The following is a 25,464-nucleotide window of genomic DNA, read 5'->3' on the forward strand; positions in this document are numbered from 1 at the left end:
ACGAGGGCGGGACCGGCGCACGACGGCACGCGTCACGACGACGGCGCTCAGGCCAGGATCGTCGGCTTCATCTCCTCGATGCGGGCCAGCAGACCGTTGACGAAGCTCGGCGAGTCGTCCGTCGACAGCTCGCGGGCCAGGTCGACGGCCTCGTCGATCGCGACGGCGTCGGGGACGTCGTCGTTGTAGAGGATCTCCCAGCTGCCGATGCGCAGGAGCGCACGGTCGACCGCGGGCATGCGGTCGAGCGTCCACCCGTGCGAGTAGGTCTCGAGCAGCTCGTCGATCCGCTCGCGGTGCGTCAGGACGCCCTCGACGAGGTCCACGCTGTACTGCGGCAGGGGCGTCTGGGTGCCCGAGTCGACGACCCGGTCGGCGAGGAGGGTCTGCGGGTCCAGCTGGCGCTGCTCGGCCTCGAAGAGGACGTCGAGGGCGCGCTTGCGTGCCTTGGTTCGTGCACCCACGTCAGTCGTTCACGCGCCCCAGGTAGGAGCCGTCGCGGGTGTCGACCTTGACCTTGGTGCCCTGCTCGAGGAAGAGCGGGACCTGGATCTGGGCGCCGGTCTCGAGGGTCGCGGGCTTGGTGCCACCGGTCGAGCGGTCGCCCTGCAGGCCCGGCTCGGTGTAAGTGATCTCGAGGACGACCGACGGGGGCAGCTCGATGTAGAGGGGGACACCCTCGTTGGTCGCGACGAGCGCGCTCTGGCTCTCGAGCATGTAGTCGGCGGCGTCGCCCACGGTCGCGGCCGGGACGGTGATCTGGTCGTACGTCGAGGTGTCCATGAAGACGAAGTCGTCGCCGTCCTTGTACAGGTACTGCATGTCACGCTTGTCGACGTTCGCGGTCTCGATCTTGAGGCCGGCGTTGAAGGTCTTGTCGACGGTCTTGCCGGACAGGACGTTCTTCATCTTGGTGCGAACGAAGGCGCCACCCTTGCCGGGCTTGACGTGCTGGAACTCGATGATGGTCCACAGCTGGCCGTCGAGCTTGAGCACGGTGCCGTTCTTGATGTCGTTGGTCGTCGCCACGTTCGGTCTTCCTGTCGCGTTGTCATGGTGCTGCCGTCGGGGTGCCTCGCCGCGTGATCCGCGTGCGAGCCACTGATGCGCACACGTTCGGGTGCGCGCCCTGGCGGTAGCGGGCCTTCCCTGGCGGGCTCCCCGGGGCTTCGCTGGACGCACGTCGGTGCTGCGAGTTCTCAGGGGCCGCGAAAGGCCCGGTCCAGTCTACCGGAGGAGTCCCAGGATCGCTGCGCCCAGCAGTCCGGCCGCCGCGGCCCAGATCGTCGAGGCGAACGTGCCGATCAGGAAGCGCTCGGCGCCGACCGGGTGCTCGCGCAGCTCGGGGTAGCGTCCGAGGCCCTTGATGGCGACGACGACAGCGATCCCGGCCGGGTACCCGGCGAGCAGGCAGCCCGTGATCGCGAGGCGTTCGAGGATCCCGATCCAGGTCCCGCCCCGCAGCGTCTGGACGGCTTCGGCGCCCACGGGCCCGCCAGGGTCCGACGGCGTCGCACCGGTCGCCGGGTCGGGCGCGGCAGGCACAGGGGCCGGGACGGGCGGCCCTGCCGGAGGTGGCGGTGGCACGGGAGCGCTCGTCGCCGCGCCCGCGCCTGGGCCCGCGGCCGGGACGACGCGGCCGGGAGGCGGGGGGACGGGCCCGGGGTCGCGGACAAGCGGCACCTCCCCCTCCGCCTCGGACCGGCGGGCAGCGGCGCGCAGGACCCACGGCGTCACGAGCATGCCGCCCAGCACGCTCAGCACGAGCGTCGCCAGCACGACCCCTGCGACGGCCAACCCTGTGGTGAAGCTCATGCGTCTGCCTCCTGGAGGAGCCTCGTCACGACCGGCCGGACGGCCGCTTCCTCGGACCACAGGCTCGCGCGCAGCCGCTGGCTCACGGCCTGCTCGCTGACCCCGAGGTCTCGGGCCACATCCTTCTGGGTGCCACCCACGCGCGCCAGCGCGTCCACGACCTCCCACCCCGCCGGGGTGCGGCGGGAGCCCACGGCGAGCAGGAGCCGCAGGAGGGCCTCGACCTCTCCCGCCGCTGCCGGGTCCGACCCCTCGACCGCGAGCGGGACGGGGGCGCCGCGGGTCTTGGCCCGCTCGACCGCGGCCCGGGCGTGCACGAACGCCGACCCGGACGCCTCGCGCGAGGCCGCGGGCAGTCGCCCGTCCGGGCCGGGCAGCACGTCGCCGAGGCCGAGGCCCGTGCTCCATCCTCCCCACCTGCCCAGGGCGAGGACGATCTCCACGACGAGCGCGGCGTCGTCGAGCACGGCCTGGACCTCGTCGCCGACGGTGCGGTCGAAGCCGATGACAACCCCGTCGCGCGCCTCGAAGGGCGCGAGGGCCGCCAGGAGCTCCGGCACGAGGTCCCCTCGGCGGGTGCTGGCCCTCTGGTCCACGGTCAGGACGAACATCCCTCCACGGTAGACCCTTGACACTCCTTGATCAAGTCTCCAGCGTTGATAGGCAGGAATCAAGGCTGGAGACTTGATGAGCGGATGTCTAGGGCGCGAGCCTCGACGCGATCGCGAGCACCGCCAGGCGGTACGAGTCGAACCCGAACCCGGCCACCGTCCCCGTCGCGACCCCACCGATGACCGAGTTGTGGCGGAACTCCTCGCGCGCAGCCGGGTTGCTCAGGTGCACCTCGACCAGCAGCAGACCCGCCTTGGTCACCTGCGCCGCCGCGTCGCGCAGCGCGTACGAATAGTGCGTGAACGCCGCCGGGTTGAGCACCACGTGCGCACCGTCGTCGACCGCGCCGTGCAACCACCCCACCAGCTCCGACTCGTCGTCCGTCTGACGCACCTGCACCTCGAGGCCGTTCTCCACCCCCCACCGCTCCCCCGCCGCGACCAGGTCGGCGTACGACGCCGCGCCGTAGACGTCGGGCTCACGGACGCCCAGGCGACCGAGGTTGGGACCGTTGAGGATCAGGACACGAGTCATGCGGCAGAGCCTAGCGGGGAGGGCGCGGCCGTGGCCGTGACCGTCCATGCCCGGCCGGCTCACGAACGGGCCAGGAACGTCCAGCGAACGTCGCGATGGCGCCAGATCTCGCGCCGAGCCAGCACCTCCACGGACAGCTCGACCCGGGGACGGGGGCCGAGCAGCATCTCGAGCTCGTCGACGATCTCCTCGAGATCTTCCTGAGCCTTCACGGTCCGTCGCTTGAGCACGCCGAGGAGCGTGAGGTCGTACCCGTCGACCCGGACGCCCAGTGCGACCGCGTTGCGAGGAACCAGCCCGAGCGACGCCTGCGCCACCTGCGCGACGACGTAGTTCTCCCAGACTGGGGCTCGGCCCGGGTCCTCGGGCGTCGGCATGGCCAGGGCACGTCCGCCGGGGCCGTCGCCCTCCGCTCGATCTCCCACGAACGCCACCCTTTCTGCACGGGGCACCGGCCGCCGCAGCGCGGCCGGGCAAGGTGCCCCGACCGTACAGCAGGCCCCGTCCCCTGAGCGTTCACCGTCGCGCCCGCCGCACGGTCTACGATGCGCGCGTGCCAGATCACACGAACGTGACTCCCGCCACATCCGACGGCGACGCCCCCAGCGCCCCCGACACGCGCGGCGGGTCCCCCACGACACCGCCAGCCGTCGGACGGCGCCAAGTCCTCGCCTGGTCCCTGTGGGACTGGGGGTCGGCCGCGTTCAACGCCGTCGTCACGACCTTCGTCTTCACGCGCTGGATCACGAGCGACGCGTTCGTCGAGGCGGGCGCGGCCGACCCCCAGGCCGTCATGGCGGACCACACCGCGTGGCTCGGCTGGGGGCTCACCATCGCCGGAGCCCTCATCGCCCTGCTCGCGCCCGCGCTCGGGGCGCTCGCGGACGCCTCGGGCCGGCGCAAGGTCTGGCTCGGGGTCAACACCGCGGCGACGGTCGCGGCGATGGTCGCGATGTTCTTCGTGCAGCCGACCCCCGGGTCCCTGTCCGACGCCGTGATCCTGGGCGTCGTGCTGCTCTCGGCGGGCAACGTCTTCTTCGAGCTGGCCTCGGTCGCGTACAACGCGCTGCTGCTCGACATCTCCACGCCGCGCACGATCGGGCGCATCAGCGGCATCGGGTGGGGCGCCGGGTACGTCGGCGGGATCGTGCTGCTGCTCGTGCTGTTCGTCGGCTTCATCAACCCCGAGGTCGGCTGGTTCGGGATCACGGGCGCCGACGGCATGGACATCCGCGTCAGCGTCCTGCTGTCCGCCGTGTGGTTCGCGGTGTTCGCGATCCCCGTGCTCCTCGCGGTCCCCGAGTCGCCGCGCCGCGGAGGTGCGGCCCCGATCGGTGTCGTGGGCGCGTACCGCAAGCTCGGCCGAGACCTCGTCCACCTGTGGCGCACGCGCCGCTCGACCCTCGGATACCTCGTCGCGAGCGCCGTCTACCGCGACGGCCTGGCGGGCGTCTTCACGTTCGGTGCCGTGATCGCGTCGGGCACGTTCGGCTTCAGCGCGAGCGAGGTCATCGTGTTCGCGATCGCGGCGAACGTCGTCGCGGGCCTGTCCACGATCGCGGCCGGGTGGCTCGACGACCGGATCGGCCCGCGCCGGGTGATCCTCGGCTCGCTCATGGGCCTCGTGATCTCCGGCACCGCGGTCTTCGTCCTGCACGACGGCGGCGCGAGCGTCTTCTGGCTGTGGGGCCTGCTGCTGTGCGCGTTCGTGGGGCCGGCGCAGTCCGCGAGCCGCGGGCTCCTCGGACGGATCAGCGACGAGGGCCGCGAGGCCGAGGCGTTCGGCCTGTACGCGACCACGGGGCGCGCGGCGAGCTTCCTGGCCCCCATGGCCTTCGCGACGATGGTCGCCGTGTCCGGTCAGCAGTACTGGGGCATCCTGGGGATCGTCGCCGTGATCCTCGTGGGCCTCGTGCTCATGCTCTTCGTGCGCTTCCCCGCCGGGGACGGTGTGGACGGCGGCAAGGACCTCGCGGTGGTACCCGCGGGGGTGGCAGGGTCGAGCACGGAGGTCTGAGGATGGTGGAGCCGGTCATGACAGGTACGGCAGGCATGACCGGCACGGTGCTGCCCTGGGAGCCCGACCGGCTGCTCGCCGGGTTCGAGGCCGCGACCCTGCCCACCGGCGGACCCCCGCCCGCTGGACGGAACGGCCTTCTCTCGCTCGTCCCTCCCCTGCCCCGACGGGCCGCGAGCGCCGTCACGGACCGTGACGCGGACCCCGGGGTCGCGACGGCCCCTGAGCTCGTGCCGGCGCCCGTCGCGACGCTCGTGCGGCGGACGCCGGGCACGGGCACAGGCGCCGCCTCAGGCGCGGTGGCCGTCGAGGACGGCGTCCTGCGCGGGGTCTTCCTGCACGTGCACGGGTACAACGACTACTTCTTCCAGGAGCACCTGGCGCGGGCGGTCGAGGATGCGGGCTACGTGTTCTTCGCGGTGGACCTGCGCGCGGCGGGTCGGTCGTGGCGCCCGGGGCAGGTGCCGCACTTCGTGGAGGACCTGCGGGAGCCCGCGACGGACCTGTCGGTGGCGGTCGCTGCCGTCCGGGGGCTGCACCCAGGTCTGCCGGTGGTGGTGCACGCGCACTCGACGAGCGGCCTCGTGGCGTCGTTGTGGGCGCACGCCCACCGCCGCCGGCGGCTGGTCGAGGCGCTGGTGCTGGACTCGCCGTTCCTCGACCTCAACTCGAGCTGGCTGAACCGGACGATCGCCACCCGGGTGCTCGACGCCGTCGGGCCGTGGTCTCCGCACGCGGTGCTGAGCGCTGCGCCGTCGGCGTACGCGGCGCACCTGCTGGCCGCGAACGGGGGCCGGTGGGAGTTCGACCCGACGCTCAAGCGTCCCGAGGGTCTGCCGGTGCGCGCGGGGTGGTTGCGTGCGGTGCGGCAGGGGCAGGCGCGCCTCGCCCGTGGGCTCGACGTCGCGTGCCCGGTGCTGGTCGCACGCTCGGCGGCCTCGGGGCCCGACGACCTGGACAACCCGCTGCTCGACGCGCAGGACACGGTCCTGGACGTCGCCCAGATCGAGCGGCTCGCGCCGCGCATCGGTGCCGACGTGCGCGTCCGGGCGATCCAGGGCGGGGTGCACGACCTCACGCTGTCGGCGGACGGCCCGCGGCGTGCCTACCTGGACGCGGTGCTGGGCTGGTTGGGCGACCGGGTCGGGCAGGGCGACGGCCAGAGCGACGGGCACGCTGCGGGCGCCGCCCGGTGAGCCGTCCCGAGGCCCGTGGCGGACGCCCGGGCACCTGGCACCACCCCTACCTCGACGCCCCCACCGGGTTCGTCGCGCTCGCGCACCGCGGCTTCTCCCGGGACGGGCTCGAGAACTCCCTCGCGGCGTTCGCCGCGGCCCGCGACCTGGGATTCCGGTACGTCGAGACCGACGCGCACGCGACGTCCGACGGCGTCGCGGTCGCGCTGCACGACGCGAGCCTGGACCGCACGACCGACGGCACGGGCCTGGTCGCGAACCTGCCCTGGGAGACCGTGCGGCGGGCGCGGATCGGCGGGGTCGAGCCCGTGCCGCTCCTCGAGGACGTCCTGGGGGCCTGGCCGGACCTGCGCGTGAACGTCGACGTCAAGGCCGACTCCGCGGTCGGGCCCGTCGCGGCGGCGATCGAGCGCACGCGTGCGCACGAACGCGTGTGCGTGACGTCCTTCTCCCGGGCACGGCGGCGCCGGACGGTCGCTCTCCTGTCGCGGCCCGTGGCGACCTCGACCGGGACGAGCGAGGTCGCGACGTTCCTGCTCACCGCCCGGGCGGGGGCTCCCCGGGGCCCGTTCGGCGCCGTGGCCTCGTGGGCGCTGCGGGGCGCGGACTGCCTGCAGGTGCCCGTCGCGCAGGGGCGCGTGCGGGTCGTGGACGCACGGACCGTGGCCGCCGCGCACGCCGCAGGTCGTCAGGTGCACGTGTGGACGGTCAACGACCCGGTCGAGATGGTGCGGCTCCTGGACCTGGGCGTGGACGGCATCGTGACCGACCGGGCGGACCTGCTGCGCGACGTGCTGGCCGCGCGAGGCCGCTGGGGCTGACGGCGCCGCGTCACAGGGCGATCGGGCCACCCCGGGGGGCGTCGATCGAGATCTCTGCGTACGCGGCTGCGAGGAGCGCCGGGTCCGGGCCCTCGAGGCGCCCCGGCTTGGCCAGGCCGTCGAGCACGACGAAGCGCAGCATGTCGCCGCGCGACTTCTTGTCGCGCCGCATCGCGGACAGGAGCTGCTCCCACCGGTCGCCGCGGTAGGTCAGCGGCAGGCCGAGGCTGCCGAGGATCGCGCGGTGGCGGTCCACGGTCTCGTCGTCGAGGCGGCCCGCGAGTCGCGCGAGCTCGGCCGCGAAGACCATCCCGACCGACACGGCCGCGCCGTGGCGCCACGCGTAGCGTTCGGTGAGCTCGACCGCGTGCCCCAGGGTGTGCCCGTAGTTGAGGATCTCGCGCAGCCCGGCCTCCTTGAGGTCCTCGCCCACGACGCGCGCCTTGACCGCGACCGAACGCTCGATGAGCTCGACGACCACGGCCCACGTCGAGGCCGGCACCTCGGCGCCGCCCCAGGCCTTGAGCTCGTCGACGTTCTCCTCGACGAGCTCGAGGATGCGCGGGTCGGCGATGAAGCCGGTCTTGACGATCTCCGCGAGCCCGGCGACGAAGTCGAACCTGGGCAGCGACTCCAGGGCTGCGACGTCGCACAGCACCCCGGCGGGCGGGTGGAACGCGCCCACGAGGTTCTTGCCCTCGGCCGTGTTGATGCCCGTCTTGCCGCCCACGGCCGCGTCGACCATGGCGAGCAGCGTCGTCGGGACGTGCACGACCTTGATGCCGCGCAGCCAGGTCGCGGCGACGAAGCCCGCGAGGTCGGTCGTGGCGCCGCCACCGACCGAGACGATCGCGTCGCTGCGCGTGAAGTCGGCCTGCCCGAGCACCTGCCACAGGAATGCCGCGACCTGCGCGGTCTTGGCCTCCTCGGCGTCCGGCACCTCGGCGATGTACGCCTCGTAGCCGACCGCGAGCAGGTCCTCGCGCACGGTGTCCGCGGACGTCGCGAGCGCGGACGGGTGGATCACGAGGACGCGGCGGACGTCGGGACCCAGCATCGAGGGCAGCTCGCCGAGCAGGTGGCGCCCGATGAGGACGTCGTAGGGCTGGGTGCCCTCGACCCGGACGCGCGCCGGGGTCGCCGGGGTGCCCTGCGGGGAGCCGCTGGTCGTGGCGCTGACGGACGGCCCGTCGGTCCCGGTCGTCTGCTGGTCGTTCACTGCTCGCTCCTCGTCCGGTCGGCCGCGGCGTCCTGGGACGTGCCGCCGAGTGCTGCTTCGATCTCCCCCGCCACCTGGCGGGGGGTGCGCGCGTCCGTCACGACCCGCACGGTGGCGAGCCGCTCGTACACGGGACGGCGCTGCTCCATGAGCGCCTGCCACCTGGCCCGGGGGTTCCCGAGCAGCAGGGGCCGCGCCTGGTTGAACCCGACCCGCGGGCCCGCGTGGGCCAGGGACACGTCGAGGAAGACCACAGTTCCCCCTGCGGCCGAGTAGGCCTCGAGCGCGACCTGGGAGTGCTCGTCGAGGACGGCGCCGCCGCCCAGGGCGAGGACTCCCTCGTGGACCGCGAGCGCCTGGGTCACGGCCTCGCGCTCCAGGTCGCGGAAGTGCGGTTCGCCGTCCTCGAGGAAGACGTCGGCGACGGTCTTGCCTGCGAGGACCTCCACGTCGGTGTCGGTGTCGCGGGCCGCGAGGCCCAGTCGTTCGGCCAGGACGTTCGCGACGGTGGACTTGCCGCTGCCGGGAGGGCCGATGAGGACGACGCGGGGGCCGGTGCTCGTGGTCATCTCAGCGCAGCAGCTCGGGAACCGACGCCAGGTAGCCCTCGACGTTGCGGCGGACCTCGGTGACCGAGTCCCCGCCGAACTTCTCGAGGACGGCCTCGGCGAGGACGAGCGCGACCATGGCCTCGGCGACGACGGCCGCGGGCGGCACGGCGCACACGTCCGAGCGCTGGTGCTGGGCCTTGGCGGGCTCGCCCGTCGAGACGTCGACCGTCGCGAGCGCGCGCGGCACCGTCGAGATGGGCTTCATGGCGGCACGCACGCGCAGCACCTCGCCGTTGGACATGCCTCCCTCGACACCGCCCGCGCGGTTGCTCAGGCGGTGCAGGTGCCCGTCCTCGCCGCGCACGATCTCGTCGTGGGCCTGCGAGCCGCGGCGGCGTGCGGTGCGGAAGCCGTCGCCGACCTCGACGCCCTTGATGGCCTGGATGCCCATGAGGACGGCCGCGAGGCGCGCGTCGAGCCGGCGGTCGGACTGCACGTAGGTGCCCAGCCCCGACGGGACACCGTACGCCAGGACCTCGACCACGCCGCCGAGGGTGTCGCCGTCCTTGTGGCACTCGTCGATCTCGGCGACCATCGCCGCGGAGCTCGCGGGGTCGAAGCAGCGCACCGGGTCGGCGTCGAGGCGCGCGACGTCGTCGGGCTGCGGGAGGGCCGCGCCCTCGGGGACGTCGACCGTGCCGATGCCCACGACGTGCGAGACGAGGCGGATCCCGACGGCCTGCTCGAGGAACTTGGCGGCGGCCACGCCGAGCGCGACGCGGGTCGCGGTCTCGCGCGCCGAGGCGCGCTCCAGGACGGGGCGGGCGTCGTCGAACGCGTACTTGCGCATGCCGATCAGGTCCGCGTGCCCGGGACGCGGGCGCGTCAGGGGGCGGTTGCGGGCGATCTCCCGCACGTCGCCCGTCCCGGCGTCGACCTGCAGCGCCTCGGCGGGCACGGGGTCCGCGCTCATGACGTCGACCCACTTGGGCCACTCGGTGTTGCCGATCTCGATCGCGAGCGGGCCGCCCTGCGTCAGGCCCAGGCGCAGCCCCGCGAGGATGCGGACCTCGTCCTGCTCGAACTTCATGCGCGCACCGCGCCCGTACCCGAGGCGGCGGCGCGCGAGCGCGTCCTGCACGTCCTTCGTCACGAGCTCGACCCCTGCGGGCAGCCCTTCCAGGATGCCGACCAGCGCCGGACCGTGCGACTCACCCGATGTCAACCAACGAAGCATGAGCAGAATCCTCCCACGTCACCCGGCACGTCCCCGAACCCGACCGCAGTGCGGACCGCGCCGACGTGCACGGTCGCTCGGGCGCCTGCACACCGGGCAGGAGCGTCGGGCATGGACGGAGCCGGCGCGACTCCGCCTGTGGACGACGACGCACCTGCCCGGGCCCGCTGCGCTAGGTTCGCCCGGTGAGCGACGCAGGGGGCAGGGGCCCGGTCAGCGTGCCGGGTCGGGACGGTGCCGGAGGGGCCACGCGGAGCCCGGTGGACCCGCCGGACCCGCGGGCGTCACTGCTGCCGGTCCGAACCTGGCACCGGGCCGGGGCGGAGGTGCGGCCGCACCGTCGTGCGGTCCTCGCGGTCGCGGCAGTGGCCCTGCCCGCGACGGTCGTCGGGGTGGTGGGCGCGGGCCAGCCCGTCGCGCTGCTGCCCGCGGCCTGCTACCTCGCCGTGCTGGGGTCGGCGCTCGCCGTGATCGACGCCCGCACGCACCGCCTTCCGGACGCCCTGGTCCTGCCGTCCTACCCCGTCCTGGCGGTGCTGCTGGGTCTGGCGAGCGTCGTGGTGCCCGACGGCGGCGCGTTCGTCCGCGCCCTGGCCGGTGGTCTGGCGCTCTACGGCGCGTACTTCCTGCTGGCCCTGGCCCCTTCGGGCCTGGGTTTCGGCGACGTGAAGCTGGCCGGGCTGATCGGCGCGGTGCTCGCCTGGTGCGGCTGGGCCGAGCTCGCCGTGGGGGCGAGCGCGGCCTTCTTCCTGGGCGGCGCCTGGTCCGTCGTCCTGCTCGCCGCGGGGCGGGCAGGACGACGGACCGCGATCCCGTTCGGCCCGTTCATGCTCGCGGGCGCGCTCGTCGGTGCGGCCGGAGGTCCCGCGGTGCTCGGTGAGGCGCTGCTGCTGGGCTGAGCGTGGGCGACCACCGGGGCCGCGGCCCCGGGCTCAGGTCCTGGCGGCGCTCGGCGCGAGGGCCGCCTCGAGCGCCTCGGCCATCGCGGTCACCGGCACGACCAGCCCCGTCATGAGCCGTACCTGCTCGGCGGCCTGGTGCAGGAGCATGCGCTCGCCGCCCACCACCGTGGCGCCGGCGGCCGCCCAGGCCCGGGAGAGCGCCGTCGGGCGGGGGTCGTAGACCACGTCGAGCAGCACCCCGCGCGGGCGCGGGCAGCCCTCGCCGACGCGTGCCGCGACCGCCTCGGCCACCGGGTCGGCGGCCCGGGAGGGCAGTGTCGAGACGAGGACGTCGGCCTGCGTCACGAGCGGCGAGGAGGGGTCGAGGACCGCGAACCGCGGCGCGACCCCCATGCGGTGCGCGGCGCGCTGCAGGCCGCCCGTGCGCCCGAGCGAGCGCACCAGGACGGTCGGCGTCGTGCAGCCGAGCTCGGCGAGCGCTGCCAGGGTCGAGGCCGCGGTGGCCCCCGCCCCGAGCACCACCGCTGAGCCGACCGGACGGTCGCCCAGGCCCTCCCGCAGCGCCGCCACCAGGCCGTGGACGTCGGTGTTGGCGCCCACGAGCGTTCGTCCCGAGCCCGTGGGCTGGAACAGGACCGTGTTCACGGCCCCCACGACCTGGGCCAGCGGCTCGACGTGGTCGAGGAGAGGCAGGACGACCTGCTTGAGCGGCATGGTCAGGCTCAACCCGGCCCAGCTCTCGTCGAGCCCCTCGACGAAGCCGGCCAGCTGCTCCTCGGTGACCTCGATGGCGGTGTACTCCCACCCGTCCAGACCCAGCGTCCGGTAGGCGGCCGAGTGCAGGACGGGTGAGAGCGAGTGGGCGACGGGGTGGCCCAGGACGGCGGCGCGACGCACCGTGCCCACCGTCACGGGTTCTCCTTCTGCCATGCACGCAGCTCGTCGACGTACTTCTGGTGTTCGGGCAGCGTCGAGGAGAACTTGGTCTCACCGGTGTCCAGGTTGACGGCGACCCAGAAGATCCAGTCACCCGGCTCCGGGTTCAGCACGGCCTCGATCGACTTCATCCCGGGCGACGCGATCGGGCCGGGCGGCAGCCCCTTGTGCCTGTACAGGTTGTACAGGTTGTCGGTGTTCGCCTTGTCGGCGTTGGTGATCTCGGTGCCCGGCTTGCCCAGGCCGAACGCGACGGCCGCGTCGATGTCGAGGGTCATCTCCCGCGTCAGACGGTTCTCGATCGCCTGCGCCATCTTGGGGCGGTCCTCCTCGGCCTTCGCCTCACGCTCGATGAGCGAGGCCTTGACCAGGACCGTCTGACGGTCGGCCGGCTGGATGCCGAGCGAGTCGAGGTTGGCGACGGTCGTGGCGATCATGTTGGCCACGATGGTGGCCGCCGAGTCGTTGGGCTCGAGGACGTACGTGCTCGGGAAGAACCACCCTTCGAAGTTGCCGCCCGCCTCGGCCGGCAGGCCGACCGCGGCCGGGTCCGCCATCGCGGCCTGGAACTCCTCCTGGGACTTGCCCGTCACGGAGACGGCGCGCTCGATGACCTGCGCCGCCGTGAACCCCTCGGGCACGGTCAGCTTCATCTCGTTCTTGCTCGTCTTGGCCAGCAGCAGGGTGACCGCCGCGGACGCCTTCATCTCGGTGAGCATCGTGTAGTTGCCAGGCTGGATCTTGCCGGCGTCCGGGTTCGCCTTGAAGGCCTTGACGAACGCGTTGGCCGACTTCACGACCCCCGCCTCGACGAGCGTCTGGCCCATGTCCGCACCCGTCGACTGCGGCTCGATCGTCACGTCGACGGGGTCGACCCCCTGCCCCTCGTAGTCCGAGGCGCTGAAAGGGTTCTCGAAGCCCAGCAGGCTCGAGGCGTTGTTGACCAGGTAGTACCCGGCCCCGCCCACGAGGACCAGCGCGAGCACCACGATCAGGGTGCGCCGACGCCGGCGCTGCGCACGCTTCTTCGCGGCGCGACGGTCTCGGTTCCCCGAACGGGTCGCCCGCGACGGTGGTTGGTGCTGCACCGGCGGGCGGTCGAATAGGTCGGTCACGGGAGGCTGCCTCCTGACGGGTGTGCGCGCGGCGGTCCTTGCCGCGACGCAACGATCAACGTTCTACGAACTCTCCAGCGCGCGCCCCCGCGCTCCGCTCGCGGTCCAGAGCGGTCTGGAGGATGATAACTGCCGCCGCCTGGTCGACGACAGAGCGCTGCTTGCGCCCGGCACGCCCCGACGCCCGCAGCGCCTGGTGGGCGCTCACGGTCGTCATGCGTTCGTCGACGAGGTGCACCGGGACCGGTGCGACGGCACGTGCCACCAGTCCAGCGTACGCACGTGCGGACGCGGTGGCGGCACCTTCCGCGCCGGAAAGGTGTCGAGGAAGCCCGATGTACACCACACGTGCACCCCGTTCCTCCACTTCCGACGCGATCCGCGCGACGTCGCTCGGGAAGGTCGCCACCGCGTCGTCGGGGGCCGAGGGCGTCGTCCTGGTGTCCCGGGGAAGGGTCTCGACGGGGGTCGCGATGAGGCCGTCGGGGTCGCTCGCGGCGAGCCCGACGCGCACGCTGCCCACGTCGACGCCCAGGCGGGCGCCCCTCGGGAGAGGGGTGCCCGCCTGGTGGCCGTCGACCGTCATCGGGGGCGCGCTCAGAGCGCCGAGGCGACGTCGTCGCGGATGCCCGCGAGCGCGGCCGGGAGGGCGGACACGTCGGTGCCGCCGCCCTGGGCCATGTCGTCCTTGCCGCCGCCGCCGCCGCCGAGCACGCCCGAGGCCTTCTTCGCGAGGGCGCCTGCACGCAGGCCGGCCTCGCGGGCCGGTGCGTTGGTCACGATGACGACCTGAGGACGGTCCTTGCTGACACCTCCGACGGCGACGACGCTCGGCGCCGAGTCCGCGAGACGGCCGCGCACGTCGAGCGCGAGGGCGCGCAGGTCGTCCGCGGAGGCGACCTCGCCCGCGTCGTGCACCACGACGCGCGTGGTGCCCACGGTCTGCGCACCGGCCGCGAGGTTCTCGGCCGCAGCCAGGAGCTGGGCCTGGCGCAGCGCCGCGAGCTCCTTCTCGGCGTCGCGCAGTCGCGCCACGAGCGAACCCACCCGGTCGGGGAGCTCCTCGGTGCGCACGTTCAGCAGGCCCGTGAGCTGTCCGACGAGCGCGTGCTCCTTGGCCTGGAAGCCGTAGGCCCCGTCGCCGACGAGCGCGTCGACGCGGCGCACGCCCGAGCCGATCGAGGACTCGCCGAGCAGCGTGACCAGACCGAGCTGACCGGACTGCTTGACGTGCGTTCCCGCGCACAGCTCACGCGACCAGTCGCCGCCGATCGAGACCACGCGCACCTGGTCGCCGTACTTCTCGCCGAACAGCGCCATGGCGCCCAGCGCCTTGGCCTCAGCGATGGGCATGACCTTGTCCGTGACCTCGAGGTTCTCGGCGAGCTGGGTGTTGACGCGCTCCTCGACCTCGGACAGCACCCCTGCGGGGACCGCGCTCGAGGCGCGGAAGTCGAAGCGGATGCGGCTCGGTGCGTTCTCCGACCCGGCCTGCGTCGCGTCCTTGCCCAGGGCCTCCTGGATGGACTTGTGGATCATGTGCGTCGCGGTGTGGGCGCGGCTGATCGCCTTGCGGCGCGCCGTGTCGATCTGCGCGGTGCCGGGGTCACCCAGCGCCACGACGCCCTCGACGAGGCGCCCGCGGTGGACCGAGAAGCCCTTGATGGGGCGCTGCACGTCGTCGACCTCGATGGTCGCGCCGCCGTCGAGCACGATCGTGCCGTGGTCGGCGAGCTGGCCGCCGGCCTCGGCGTAGAACGGCGTGCGGTCGAGGACGACCTCGACGTCGGCCGGGGCCGTCGCGGCCGGGGAGGGCACGCCGTCGACCAGGAGGCCCACGACGTTGACGGACGCCGAGGCGTCGGTGTAGCCGAGGAACTCGACCGGACGGGCGAGCTCGCCCTGCAGGGCCTCGTAGGCCGCGGTGTCGACGCCGCCCGTGCGCTTGGCGAGCGCGTCGGCGCGCGCACGGGTGCGCTGCTCCTGCATGAGGGCGCGGAACGCCTTCTCGTCCACCTGGACGCCCTGCTCGGCGGCCATCTCGAGGGTCAGGTCGATCGGGAAGCCGTACGTGTCGTGCAGTGCGAAGGCCTGGTCGCCGGGCAGGACCGGGGTGCCGCCCGTGCCCGCGTTCGTCTTGGCAGCCGCGACCGCGGTGTCCAGGATCGTGGTCCCCGAGGTCAGGGTGCGGCGGAACGCCTCCTCCTCGGCGTAGGCGATCTGCGAGATGCGCTCGAAGTCGGCGCCGACCTCCGGGTAGGAGGCCTGCATGGCGTCGCGCGAGACGGGGAACAGCTGAGGCAGCGCGGGGTCCTCGACGCCCAGCAGGCGCATCGCACGCACCGAGCGGCGCAGCAGACGACGCAGCACGTAGCCGCGGCCCTCGTTCGAGGGGCGCACGCCGTCGCTGATGATCATCAGGGCCGAGCGGACGTGGTCGGCGACCACGCGCATGCGCACGTCGTCGTCGGCGTCGGCGCCGTAGCGCTTGCCCGAGAGCTCCTGGGCCGCGGCGATGACGGGGAAGACCTCGTCGATCTCGTACATGTTGTCGACGCCCTGCAGGACGAACGCGACACGCTCGAGCCCCATGCCGGTGTCGATGTTCTTCTTGGTGAGCTCGCCCAGGATGGGGAAGGACTCCTTGGTCCCGCCGTCACCGCGCTCGTACTGCATGAAGACGAGGTTCCAGATCTCCAGGAACCGGTCGCCCGCGAGGTCGATCGCGGGACCGCCGTCGGGGCCGTAGGCCGGGCCGCGGTCGTAGAAGATCTCCGAGCAGGGACCGGCAGGCCCGCGGGCCCCCGTGGACCAGTAGTTGGGTCCCATGCCGAGGCCTTGGATGCGCTCGTCCGGCAGACCGGCGATCTTCTTCCAGAGCTGGCGCGCCTCGTCGTCCTCGTGGAAGACGGTGACCCAGATCTTGTCCTCGGGGATGCCGTACCCACCCTCGTCCTGGGACCGCGTGATGAGGTCCCAGGCGTAGGTGATCGCGCCTTCCTTGAAGTAGTCCCCGAACGAGAAGTTGCCGTTCATCTGGAAGAACGTGCCGTGGCGCGTGGTCTTGCCCACGTCGTCGATGTCGAGGGTGCGCACGCACTTCTGCACGCTCGTCGCGCGGGCCCACGGCGCCGTCTGCTCGCCCGTCATGTACGGGATGAACGGCACCATGCCCGCGATGGTGAACAGCGTCGAGGGGTCCGGCGAGACGAGCGACGCCGAGGGCACGACGGTGTGGTCCTGGGCGGCGAAGTAGTCGAGCCAACGCTTGCGGATCTCGGCGGTACGCATGATGTCCTTCGGAAGTCGGAAGAGGGAACGGCCCGGGCGCACCGCTGGAGGCGGGCGGCACCGGCTAGAACAAGTATGTTCCCGGCGTGCTTCCCCCCGGTGCGCGCGACGCTCGTCGCGCGGGCGGAAGCAGGCCCGGGGGGTGGATCAGTAGAACGAGTACCCGAGCAGGTCCTCGTCGTCGTCGACGCCGGGTTCCCCCGCGCGCGCACGGCGCGCCGCACGGGCCGTACGCACGTCGTCGGGGTCCGGCTGGCCCTCGGCGAGCAGGGACGCGAGCAGCTCGGCCTCGCGCGCGTCACGCGCGGTGCGGAACTCCTCGCGGAAGACGGACACGAAGCTCGTGGCCTTCTCCCCGATCGAGTTGACCTGGTCGGTGGCCTGGTCGACGAGCGAGGCAGGCGCGTAGCGCGCGATCACCTGCCGCCCCTTGACGACGACGACCACGGTGATGGCGACGCCGACGCCGACCCAGAAGACCCGACGCATCAGCGACCGGTCCGAGGCCCGGACGAGCGGCCCGAGGCCCGGGCGAACGCCTGGCGCACGCCGTACGTGAACGCCGCGACCTTCACGAGGGGCGCCCCGAAGGTCGCCGCGTACAGGCCCGTGAGGGCCGAGACGTTCTCGCTGACCTGCGCCGCGGACGTCGTGATCGTGTCGACCTTGACGAGCTGGCTGTTCGTCGTGGCCACGGTCGTGGCGGCCTCGTCGAGGATCGGCACCGAGTGGTCCGTGACCTCCTTGATGCTCACGCGGGCCTCGTCGAGCACCCGGCCGAGCTTGACCAGAGGAACCGCGAGGACCCCCACCAGCAGCACGAATGCGATGGCGGCGATCAGCCCGGCCACATCTCCTACGGACATCTCCTGCTCCTCCTTCGACGGCGCGACGCGACGGACGGCACGCCTCGCGAAACCTTACCCGGATGCACGAACGCCCCGCTCCCCGTCGAAGCGGTGAGCGAGGCGTTCGTGCACGGCGCGCGGCAGCGGCCGCGCTGGAGGATCAGCGAGCGTAGTACTCGACGACGAGCTGGACCTCGCAGGTCACGGGGACCTCGACGCGCTTGGGGCGACGCACCAGGACGGCGCTCAGCTTCTCGAGCTGGACGTCGAGGTAGGCCGGGACGGCCGGCAGGACGTCGCGGTGCGCACCGGCAGCGGCGACCTGGAACGGCGTGGTGGCCTGGCTCTTGGGCTTGACCTGGATCGTCTGACCCGGCTTCACCTTGAACGAGGGGCGGTCGACGATCTTGCCGTCGACGAGGATGTGGCGGTGGCCGACGGCCTGGCGCGCCTGCAGGATGGTGCGGGCGAAGCCCGAACGCAGCACGAGCGCGTCGAGACGCATCTCGAGGTTCTCGACCATGGCCTCACCGGTCAGACCGGCGTCCTTGCGAGCGTCCTCGTAGGCGCGAGCCATCTGCTTCTCGCGGAGCGCGTACTGGGCGCGCAGACGCTGCTTCTCGCGAAGACGCACCGCGTAGTCCGACTCGGTGCGGCGACGGGCGCGGCCGTGCTCACCGGGCGGGTAGGGGCGCTTCTCGAAGTGCTTGACGGCCTTGGGCGTGAGCGCGAGGCCCAGCGCGCGGCTCAGGCGAACCTGGCGGCGCGAACGAGTCACTGAAGACACAGTGTGTTCCTGTCCTGTCGTGTGTACTTGACGTCACACCCGTGCGGATTGCCGGGTGCGGGACCAGCCGATGAGCCGCCGCCGTGATCCGTGAGGATGCGACTCCCCTCGACGTGCGTCGAGGGTGTCCTGCGGGGCTGCGGGGCCGAGGTCCCAGGCGGTCGCCCCTGCCCTGACGGGCGGAGACAACCTGAGAAGTCTACCGCACGGTGCGCCATGGCCCGTCCGGGACGGGTGGGTGCCCGGCTCAGTCCCCGAGGATCTGCCGGATCCGGTCGAGGCGCTCGGTCACGGACCGCTCGAACCCGCGGTCGGTCGGCGTGTAGTAGCGCGTGCCCTGCAGGACGTCGGGCAGGTACTGCTGGCGCGCGACCGCGTGCGGGGCGTCGTGCGCGTACCTGTACCCCTTGCCGTGCCCCAGCTCCTTGGCGCCCGCGTAGTGCGCGTCGCGCAGGTGCGCGGGCACCGTCCCGACCTTGCCCGCGCGCACGTCCGCGAGCGCCGCGTCGATCCCGAGGTAGGCCGCGTTGGACTTGGGCGCGGTCGCGAGGTGCACGACGGCCTCCGCGAGGATGATGCGGGCCTCGGGCATGCCGATGAGCGCGACGGCCTGGGCCGCGGCGACCGCGGTCTGCAGCGCGCTGGGGTCGGCCATGCCGACGTCCTCCGCAGCCGAGATGACGATGCGCCGGGCGATGAACCGGGGGTCCTCCCCCGCGGCGATCATGCGCGCGAGGTAGTGCAGCGAGGCGTCGACGTCGGAGCCGCGCACCGACTTGATGAACGCGCTGGTGACGTCGTAGTGCTGGTCGCCGTCACGGTCGTAGCGCACGGCGGCGACGTCGATCGCGCGCTCCATGGTCTCGAGGTCGACGACCACGGCCTCGGCCACCGGAGCGGGTTCGTCCGTGGCCGCGGCCTCGGTCTCCTCGTCGGGCGCCCCGGCGGTCTCGCCCTCCCCGGGCGCCTCGCCCTCCCCCGGTGCGTCGCCCCGCCCGACGGCGTCGCTCGCGTCCGTCGCGTCGTCGTCGGGCAGGGCGGTGGTGCGGACGGGGGCGTCCGGGACCTCGGAGAGCGCGGCCCCTGCCGCGGCCTCGAGGATGGTCAGCGCCTTGCGGGCGTCACCGCCCGCGAGGCGGACCAGGTGCTCCTCGGCCTCGTCCGCGAGGGTGACGGCCCCGCCGAGCCCGCGCTCGTCGACGAGCGCCCTGTGCACCAGGGCGCGCACGTCGCCCGACGTGAGGGGCTTGAGGGTGAGCAGGAGCGAGCGCGAGAGCAGCGGGGAGTTGACCGAGAAGCTCGGGTTCTCGGTCGTGGCCGCCACGAGAGTGACCCAGCGGTTCTCCACGCTGGGCAGCAGCGCGTCCTGCTGGGACTTGGAGAAGCGGTGGACCTCGTCGATGAACAGGACCGTCTCCTCGCCGCCCGTCGCGAGGCGACGGCGCGCGTCGTCGATGACCTGGCGCACGTCCTTGACGCCCGCGGTCACGGCCGAGAGCTCGACGAAGCGCCGGCCCGAGGTCGTCGCGATGAGGTACGCGAGCGTCGTCTTGCCCGTGCCCGGCGGGCCCCACAGGATGACCGAGCCCGGCGCCGCACGCGAGGCCCCCGGACCGTCCACCTCGATGAGGCGGCGCAGCGGCGACCCGGCGACGAGCAGGTGCTCCTGGCCGGCGACCTCGTCGAGCGCGGCCGGACGCATACGCACCGCCAGCGGCGCACCCGGTCCCGGTCGAGGAGTCCCCTGGGTGCCTGAGGTCGCGGCGTCGAACAGGTCCATCCCGGGAAGCATGCCCCGAGCCTACGCACCCCCACCCACACGGTGCGCGCGGCTCGGCGCCGCACCGCGCGAGGTGCCATGCTGACGGGGTGTTCGAGAGCCTTGGCCGCGCCGTCGCCCACCGTCCCCGCCTGACCGTCGCCGTGTGGGTGGTGCTGACCGCCCTGGGGTTCGCCCTCGCCGTCGTGGGCGTCCACGGCGAGAGCCTGTTCGACCGCCTGACCACGGGCGAGCCGGCGGTCCCCGGCTCGCAGAGCGAGCGCGGCACGCAGATCCTCACCGAGCAGACCGAGACGGGCCAGACCGTCTCCCTCCTCGTGAGCGGGGTCGACCCCGCGGACCCGGCCCTCGCCGAGGCCATGGACCCCGTGCACGCCGAGCTCGCCGCGGTCGCCGGCGTCGAGACGGTCGTCGACCCGTTCGTGGTCCCCGGCGGCGTCGCGACCGAGGCCGCGCAGTCGCTCGTCGCCGCCGACGGCGACGGGTTCGTGCTGTCCGTGACGCTCGAGCCGGGACTCGACGAGGACGCCGGGGCCGCGGCGGCGAGCGACGTCGTCGAGATCCTCGAGGCCGTCCCCGCGGACCTCGCCGACGTGGCCCCGGACGCGACCGGGCTCGTGTCGAGCGACGACCTGATCGTCGAGGCCATCACGTCCCAGGTCGAGAAGGACCTCACGACGGGCGAGATGATCGCCCTGCCCATCGCGCTGCTCGTCATGGTCCTGGTCTTCGGGGGGTTCCTCGCGGCCGCCATGCCCATGGCCGGGGCCGTCGCCTCGATCGGCGCCGGGCTCGGCGTCCTGCTCGTCCTGTCCTACCCGCTGACCATCGACGCGTCCGTCGTCAACGTCGTCACGCTGCTGGGCCTGGGACTCTCGATCGACTACGGGCTGCTCATCGTGTCCCGCTTCCGCGAGGAGCTGCACGCCCTCGACGACGCGGCGCCGGGGCGCGCGACGTCCCCCGACGCCACACCGGCCGCGGCGGCCGGGCCCGACACGGCGGCTGCGTCCCGGACGACCCGCAGGACCCGACGCTCGCGACGTCACGACCCCGACGTGACGGTCGCCGTCGTGCGCACCATGGCCACCGCCGGGCGCACCGTGGCCTTCTCCGCGCTGACCGTCGCGATCTCGATCGCAGGCCTCATGGTCTTCGAGCCCGACATCCTGCGCGCCATCGGCGCCGCCGGGCTCGCCGTCATCCTCATCGCCGTCGCGACCGCCATGACCCTCGTGCCCGCCCTGCTCGCGCTCGCGGGCCACCGGCTGGTCCGGCCCGGCGTCCTGAGCAAGGTCCCCGGGCTGCGCGCCGTCCTGGCCCGCACCGCCGACGTCCAGTCCGACGAGGGCTTCTTCTCCCGGCTCACCGGCCGCGTCCAACGCCACCCGATGTGGGTCATGCTCGCCACCGTCGCCGTCCTGGTGGTGCTCGCGCTGCCCGTCCTCGGCCTGCAGATGCGCAACTCCGGCATCGAGCTGCTCCCCCAGAGCTCCCCCCAGCGCGAGTTCGTCGACGAGCTCTCCGCCCAGTTCCCCGCGTCCGCGAGCGCCGACGTGCGCGTCGTGACCGACTCCACGACCGAGGACGCCCAGGCCTGGGCCGACGAGACCGCGGGCCTCGACGGCGTCGAGCGGGTGGACCCCGCGGTCCCCGTCGGCGACGACCACGCGCTCGTCGGGGTCCACCTCGACACCGCCGACGCGGGCAGCCCCGAGGCGGTGGCCGTCGTCGAGGAGCTGCGCGCCCAGGACCCCGGGTTCACGTTCTACGTCACCGGGCAGGCCGCGGGGCAGGTCGACTTCCGGGCGGCGCTCGCGGACCGGGTGTGGTGGGCCGTGGGGATCGTGGTGGTCGCGACGTTCGTGCTGCTGTTCCTCATGACAGGGTCCGTGCTCATCCCCGTCAAGGCGCTCCTGACGAACGCCCTGTCGTTGGCCGCGTCGTTGGGCGTGCTGGTGTGGGTGTTCCAGGAGGGGCACCTGGAGGGGGTGCTGAACTTCGCGTCGGCGGGCGGCATCGAGACGTACGTCGTGGCCCTGGTCATTGCGTTCGCGTTCGGGCTGGCCATGGACTACGAGGTGTTCCTGCTGTCCCGCATCAAGGAGCTGCACGACGCTGGCGCGACGAACGACGAGGCGGTCCGCCTGGGGCTGCAGCGGTCGGGGCGCATCATCACGTCGGCCGCGGCCATCATCATCGTGGTGTTCGCGGGCTTCGTGTTCGGCGAGCTGCTGGTCATCAAGGAGGTCGGGTTCGCGCTGGCCGTGGCGGTCTTCATCGACGCGACGATCGTGCGGATCCTGCTCGTCCCAGCGACGATGACGCTGCTGGGGAGCGCGAACTGGTGGGCGCCGCGGCCCATGCGGCGCGTGTACGAGCGCTTCTCGATCACCCACTGACGCACGCCCCCGCTCCCCACCCCCGCTCCCGTCCGCTGAGTGCGGAGTTCTTGCGCGACACGCCCGGCGTGTCGCGCAAGAACTCCGCACTCGAGGGGCGGCGTGGGTGGCGGACCGGGGTCAGTGCCGGCTCTCGAACTCCTGCACGACGGCGTAGCCCAGGCGCGTGTAGACGCGGCGGGCCGCGTCGTTGTCGGCGTACATGCCCAACGTCACCCAGTCGGACTCGGTGAGCCCGGCACGGGTCACGACGGCCGTGGTCGCCGCGGCGATGCCGTGCCCGCGCCACGCCGGGTCGGTCGCGACGCTGCCCAGCGACCACGGCGCACCCGGTGCTGCCTGGCGGGCGCCGACGACCCCGCGCAGCACGCCCTGAGGGTCCCGCCAGCCCCACCATCGGACGAGCGGGTCCTCGGGGCTCGTCTCGGCGAGCGGGTTCGCCACGTCCAGGCACGCCCGGACCTCGGCCGCGACCGAGGGGCCGGTCAGCGCCTCGACGTGCTCCTCGCCCGGCTGGGCGGCGGGGGCCTCACGGGTCGCGAAGAAGTCCCACGTCGAGACCGAGCGCTCACGCTCAGGGTCGCTCAGGATCGCCGGCAGGTCTCCGCGCCGGTCCCTGCACCGGTCCCCCAGGACCGCGAGGGTTCCGCGCGGCAGGCCCGCGCTCACGACGTGCTCACCGAGCTCGCCGTCCTGCGCCACGCGCGCCAGCAGGTTCGCGGTCGCCTCGGGCGAGCCCATGCCCCACAGGCCGAGGCGCTGGTGGTGAGCGCCGCCGTCGGGCACCCCGCCCTCTCCCAGGGGAGCCGACGCCGCCACGCTCAGCACGCACGCGTGCTCGTCCTGCCACACCCCGCGCACGTCCCACTCGGGGAGGTCCACCAGGACAAAGGGGTGGGAGGCCCACCGGTCCCTCAGACCGGTCGAGCCTCCCAGCGTCCTTGCCTGCGTGCGGGTGTCCGGGGCGCTCACGCCTTCCCGGCGGCGGCAGCGTCAGCCGCGGCGACCGGCTCGTCGGTGGGCGCGGCCTTGGGCTTGGCGTCGACGCCCGCCTCCTTGCGCTGCTGCGCCGTGATCGGCGCGGGCGCCTGCGTCAGCGGGTCGAACCCGCCGCCCGACTTGGGGAACGCGATGACGTCGCGGATCGAGTCCGACTTCGTCAGCAGCGCCACGATGCGGTCCCAGCCGAACGCGATGCCGCCGTGCGGCGGGGCGCCGAACGCGAAGGCGTCGAGGAGGAAGCCGAACTTCTCCTGCGCCTCCTCCTCGCCGATGCCCATGACCGCGAACACGCGCTCCTGGACGTCGCGGCGGTGGATACGGATCGAGCCGCCGCCGATCTCGTTGCCGTTGCACACGATGTCGTACGCGTACGCGAGCGCCTCGCCCGGGTTCTGCTCGAACGTGTCGATCCACTCGGGCGTGGGCGAGGTGAACGCGTGGTGCACCGCGGTCCAGGCCGAGTTGCCGAGGGCGACGTCGCCCTCGTCGGCGGCCTCACCCGTGGGCTTGAACAGCGGGGCGTCGACGATCCAGACGAACGCCCAGGCGTTCTCGTCGATCTGCCCGGTGCGCTTGGCGATCTCCTGGCGGGCCGCGCCCAGCAGGGCGCGCGACTCGTTGGTCCGGCCCGCGGCGAAGAACACCGCGTCGCCCGGCTGCGCGCCGGTCGCGTCGCGCAGGCCCTCGCGCTCGGCGTCGGACAGGTTCTTGGCGACCGGGCCCGCGAGGGTCCCGTCCTCCTGGAACGTCACGTACGCCAGGCCCTTGGCCCCGCGCTGCTTGGCCCACTCCTGCCAGGCGTCGAACTGGCGGCGCGGCTGCGAGGCCCCGCCCGCCATGACGACGGCGCCCACGTACTCGGCCTGGAACACGCGGAACGGGGTGTCCTTGAAGTAGTCCGTGAGCTCGACGAGCGGGTTGCCGAAGCGCAGGTCCGGCTTGTCCGACCCGTACAGGCGCATCGCGTCGTGGAACGTCATGCGCGGGATCGGCGTGGGGATCTCGTACCCGATGAGGTCCCACAGCGCAACGAGGATCTTCTCGCCGAGCGCGATCACGTCGTCCTGCTCGACGAAGCTCATCTCGACGTCGAGCTGCGTGAACTCGGGCTGACGGTCCGCGCGGAAGTCCTCGTCGCGGTAGCAGCGGGCGATCTGGTAGTAGCGCTCCATGCCCGAGACCATGAGCAGCTGCTTGAACAGCTGCGGCGACTGCGGCAGGGCGTACCAGGAGCCGGGGGCCAGGCGCGCGGGCACCAGGAAGTCACGGGCCCCCTCGGGCGTCGAACGCGTCAGGGTCGGGGTCTCGATCTCGACGAAGTCCTGCTCGTCGAGCACGCGGCGCGCGGCCTGGTTCGCCTTGGCGCGCAGGCGCAGGGCGTGGGCCGGGGTGGGGCGGCGCAGATCAAGGTAGCGGTGCTTGAGGCGCGCCTCCTCGCCGATGACCTCGGTGCCCTCGAGGGCCGTGGAGACCTGGAACGGCAGGGGCGCGGACTCGTTGAGCACGACGACGTCGCTCACCACGACCTCGACCTCACCCGTGGGGAGGTTCTTGTTCTCGTTGCCCTCGGGGCGACGGGAGACCACACCGGTGACCTGGAGCACGAACTCGGCGCGCAGCGGGTGCGCGATCGACTCGTCGCGGATGACGACCTGGGCGATGCCCGAGGCGTCGCGCAGGTCGATGAAGGCCACCCCACCGTGATCGCGGCGACGATCGACCCAACCGGTGAGGGTGACGGTCTGACCGATCTGCTCGGCCCGCAGGGAGCCGGCTGTGTGGGTGCGAAGCACGGAGAGAGTCCTTCCGGAACATGCCGGGGCGCACAGTGGCGTCCCGGGATGGGAGTGGGGGGTGCGCAGACGACGCACTCGGACGAGTCTAGTCTGTGGGCGGACCACGTTCAGGAGAACCCACCGGGAGGCACGCATGGCCAGGCGGATCGCGACCACCGAACGGCTCGGGCGCGCCGAGCTCGTCGAGTTCCTGCGCGCCGACCGGCGTGCGGTGCTGCTCACCCGGCGCGCGAACGGCGCCCCGCAGATGAGCCCCGTCACGTACGGGGTCGACGGCGAGGGGCGCGTCGTCGTCTCGACCTACCCCGACCGTGCCAAGGCCGTGAACCTGCGGCGCGACCCCGCCGCGTCGCTGTGCGTCCTGGGCGAGGACTTCGACGACGCCTGGGTGCAGGTCGACGGCACGGCCGAGGTCATCGACCTGCCCGACTCGGTCGAGCCCCTCGTCGAGTACTACCGGTCGGTCGCCGGGGAGCACCCCGACTGGGACGAGTACCGCCAGGCCATGGTCGCGCAGGGCAAGTCGCTGCTGCGCGTGACCATCACGGGTTGGGGGCCCGTGGCCACGGGCGGCTTCCCGGCACGGCTCGCACAGGACTGAGC

At 73.1% G+C, this 25,464-nt stretch carries 25 protein-coding genes; 6 read left to right on the forward strand and 19 right to left on the reverse strand.

Annotated elements, in window-relative coordinates:
• Positions 1-47: 47 nt before the first annotated feature.
• The 6 genes from nusB to IE95_RS0109460 form a co-directional block, all read right to left on the reverse strand.
• On the reverse strand, positions 48-464 hold the full coding sequence (nusB, locus tag IE95_RS0109435) for a transcription antitermination factor NusB (protein ID WP_030151378.1): 417 nt from the start codon (positions 462-464) through the stop codon (positions 48-50).
• A gap of 1 nt (position 465) precedes the next feature.
• Entirely contained in the window at positions 466-1,029 is a 564-nt protein-coding gene (efp, locus tag IE95_RS0109440; protein WP_030151379.1) for an elongation factor P, read from the reverse strand.
• Between the two features lie 198 nt (positions 1,030-1,227).
• Positions 1,228-1,815 carry a hypothetical protein gene (locus IE95_RS18865; protein WP_036571721.1) on the reverse strand — a complete coding sequence of 196 codons (588 nt, stop codon included), beginning with the start codon at positions 1,813-1,815 and terminating at the stop codon, positions 1,228-1,230.
• Complete coding sequence (locus IE95_RS0109450) at positions 1,812-2,426, reverse strand: hypothetical protein (protein WP_030151381.1); 615 nt, start codon at positions 2,424-2,426, stop codon at positions 1,812-1,814. The genes IE95_RS18865 and IE95_RS0109450 overlap by 4 nt, the downstream gene beginning before the upstream one ends.
• Positions 2,427-2,514: 88 nt before the next feature.
• Complete coding sequence (locus IE95_RS0109455) at positions 2,515-2,961, reverse strand: type II 3-dehydroquinate dehydratase (RefSeq protein WP_030151382.1); 447 nt, start codon at positions 2,959-2,961, stop codon at positions 2,515-2,517.
• 59 nt (positions 2,962-3,020) lie between these two features.
• Positions 3,021-3,386, reverse strand: coding sequence for a hypothetical protein (locus IE95_RS0109460; protein ID WP_129429579.1), 366 nt, complete (start codon positions 3,384-3,386; stop codon positions 3,021-3,023).
• Between the two features lie 128 nt (positions 3,387-3,514).
• Here IE95_RS0109460 and IE95_RS0109465 point away from each other — a divergent pair, with 128 nt between their 5' ends.
• The 3 genes from IE95_RS0109465 to IE95_RS0109475 are packed head-to-tail and all read left to right on the forward strand — an operon-like array spanning position 3,515 to position 6,995.
• Positions 3,515-4,978 (forward strand): MFS transporter, encoded by a 1,464-nt coding sequence (locus IE95_RS0109465; RefSeq protein ID WP_084690046.1) that lies wholly within the window; start codon positions 3,515-3,517, stop codon positions 4,976-4,978.
• A 17-nt stretch (positions 4,979-4,995) separates the two neighbouring features.
• Entirely contained in the window at positions 4,996-6,174 is a 1,179-nt protein-coding gene (locus IE95_RS0109470) for an alpha/beta hydrolase (protein WP_240666266.1), read from the forward strand.
• Positions 6,171-6,995: a glycerophosphodiester phosphodiesterase family protein gene (locus IE95_RS0109475; RefSeq protein WP_051702953.1), complete on the forward strand. Its 825-nt coding sequence runs from the start codon at positions 6,171-6,173 to the stop codon at positions 6,993-6,995. Before IE95_RS0109470 ends, IE95_RS0109475 begins: the two co-directional genes overlap by 4 nt.
• Before the next feature lie 10 nt (positions 6,996-7,005).
• On the opposite strand, the gene aroB is transcribed toward IE95_RS0109475, so the two are convergent.
• Genes aroB through aroC form a run of 3 tightly spaced genes read right to left on the reverse strand, consistent with a single transcriptional unit; the run spans position 7,006 to position 10,002 of the window.
• Positions 7,006-8,214 (reverse strand): 3-dehydroquinate synthase, encoded by a 1,209-nt coding sequence (gene aroB, locus IE95_RS0109480; RefSeq protein ID WP_084690048.1) that lies wholly within the window; start codon positions 8,212-8,214, stop codon positions 7,006-7,008.
• Positions 8,211-8,783, reverse strand: a complete 573-nt coding sequence (locus IE95_RS0109485) for a shikimate kinase (protein ID WP_030151388.1) — start codon at positions 8,781-8,783, stop codon at positions 8,211-8,213. Before IE95_RS0109485 ends, aroB begins: the two co-directional genes overlap by 4 nt.
• A 1-nt stretch (position 8,784) precedes the next feature.
• Positions 8,785-10,002 carry a chorismate synthase gene (aroC, locus tag IE95_RS0109490; protein WP_030151389.1) on the reverse strand — a complete coding sequence of 406 codons (1,218 nt, stop codon included), beginning with the start codon at positions 10,000-10,002 and terminating at the stop codon, positions 8,785-8,787.
• A 185-nt stretch (positions 10,003-10,187) separates the two neighbouring features.
• Here aroC and IE95_RS18870 point away from each other — a divergent pair, with 185 nt between their 5' ends.
• Positions 10,188-10,901: a prepilin peptidase gene (locus IE95_RS18870; RefSeq protein ID WP_129429578.1), complete on the forward strand. Its 714-nt coding sequence runs from the start codon at positions 10,188-10,190 to the stop codon at positions 10,899-10,901.
• 33 nt (positions 10,902-10,934) lie between these two features.
• On the opposite strand, the gene IE95_RS0109500 is transcribed toward IE95_RS18870, so the two are convergent.
• The 8 genes from IE95_RS0109500 to IE95_RS0109535 form a co-directional block, all read right to left on the reverse strand.
• A complete protein-coding gene (locus tag IE95_RS0109500; protein ID WP_030151391.1) occupies positions 10,935-11,816 on the reverse strand; it encodes a shikimate dehydrogenase in 882 nt (293 codons plus the stop codon).
• Positions 11,813-12,955, reverse strand: coding sequence for an endolytic transglycosylase MltG (gene mltG / locus IE95_RS0109505; protein ID WP_030151392.1), 1,143 nt, complete (start codon positions 12,953-12,955; stop codon positions 11,813-11,815). Before mltG ends, IE95_RS0109500 begins: the two co-directional genes overlap by 4 nt.
• A gap of 55 nt (positions 12,956-13,010) precedes the next feature.
• Complete coding sequence (gene ruvX / locus IE95_RS0109510; RefSeq protein WP_030151393.1) at positions 13,011-13,541, reverse strand: Holliday junction resolvase RuvX; 531 nt, start codon at positions 13,539-13,541, stop codon at positions 13,011-13,013.
• Positions 13,542-13,552: 11 nt separating this feature from the next.
• On the reverse strand, positions 13,553-16,246 hold the full coding sequence (gene alaS, locus IE95_RS0109515; RefSeq protein WP_030151394.1) for an alanine--tRNA ligase: 2,694 nt from the start codon (positions 16,244-16,246) through the stop codon (positions 13,553-13,555).
• A 147-nt stretch (positions 16,247-16,393) separates the two neighbouring features.
• Positions 16,394-16,735, reverse strand: coding sequence for a hypothetical protein (locus IE95_RS0109520; RefSeq protein WP_030151395.1), 342 nt, complete (start codon positions 16,733-16,735; stop codon positions 16,394-16,396).
• Entirely contained in the window at positions 16,735-17,112 is a 378-nt protein-coding gene (locus IE95_RS0109525) for a DUF948 domain-containing protein (protein WP_030151396.1), read from the reverse strand. Before IE95_RS0109525 ends, IE95_RS0109520 begins: the two co-directional genes overlap by 1 nt.
• 142 nt (positions 17,113-17,254) lie before the next feature.
• Positions 17,255-17,881, reverse strand: a complete 627-nt coding sequence (rpsD, locus tag IE95_RS0109530; RefSeq protein ID WP_030151397.1) for a 30S ribosomal protein S4 — start codon at positions 17,879-17,881, stop codon at positions 17,255-17,257.
• Positions 17,882-18,128: 247 nt separating this feature from the next.
• Positions 18,129-19,661, reverse strand: coding sequence for a replication-associated recombination protein A (locus tag IE95_RS0109535; RefSeq protein ID WP_030151398.1), 1,533 nt, complete (start codon positions 19,659-19,661; stop codon positions 18,129-18,131).
• Positions 19,662-19,750: 89 nt separating this feature from the next.
• Here IE95_RS0109535 and IE95_RS0109540 point away from each other — a divergent pair, with 89 nt between their 5' ends.
• A complete protein-coding gene (locus IE95_RS0109540; protein ID WP_030151399.1) occupies positions 19,751-22,063 on the forward strand; it encodes an MMPL family transporter in 2,313 nt (770 codons plus the stop codon).
• Between the two features lie 120 nt (positions 22,064-22,183).
• On the opposite strand, the gene IE95_RS0109545 is transcribed toward IE95_RS0109540, so the two are convergent.
• Both IE95_RS0109545 and aspS read right to left on the reverse strand, forming a co-directional pair.
• Positions 22,184-22,945 (reverse strand): GNAT family N-acetyltransferase, encoded by a 762-nt coding sequence (locus tag IE95_RS0109545; protein WP_051702955.1) that lies wholly within the window; start codon positions 22,943-22,945, stop codon positions 22,184-22,186.
• Between the two features lie 86 nt (positions 22,946-23,031).
• Complete coding sequence (gene aspS, locus IE95_RS0109550) at positions 23,032-24,858, reverse strand: aspartate--tRNA ligase (protein ID WP_030151401.1); 1,827 nt, start codon at positions 24,856-24,858, stop codon at positions 23,032-23,034.
• Between the two features lie 136 nt (positions 24,859-24,994).
• Here aspS and IE95_RS0109555 point away from each other — a divergent pair, with 136 nt between their 5' ends.
• Positions 24,995-25,462, forward strand: coding sequence for a PPOX class F420-dependent oxidoreductase (locus tag IE95_RS0109555; protein ID WP_030151402.1), 468 nt, complete (start codon positions 24,995-24,997; stop codon positions 25,460-25,462).
• Positions 25,463-25,464 lie beyond the last annotated feature (2 nt).

It is taken from the genome of Oerskovia turbata, assembly GCF_000718325.1.
Taxonomy (GTDB): Bacteria; Actinomycetota; Actinomycetes; order Actinomycetales; family Cellulomonadaceae; genus Oerskovia; species Oerskovia turbata.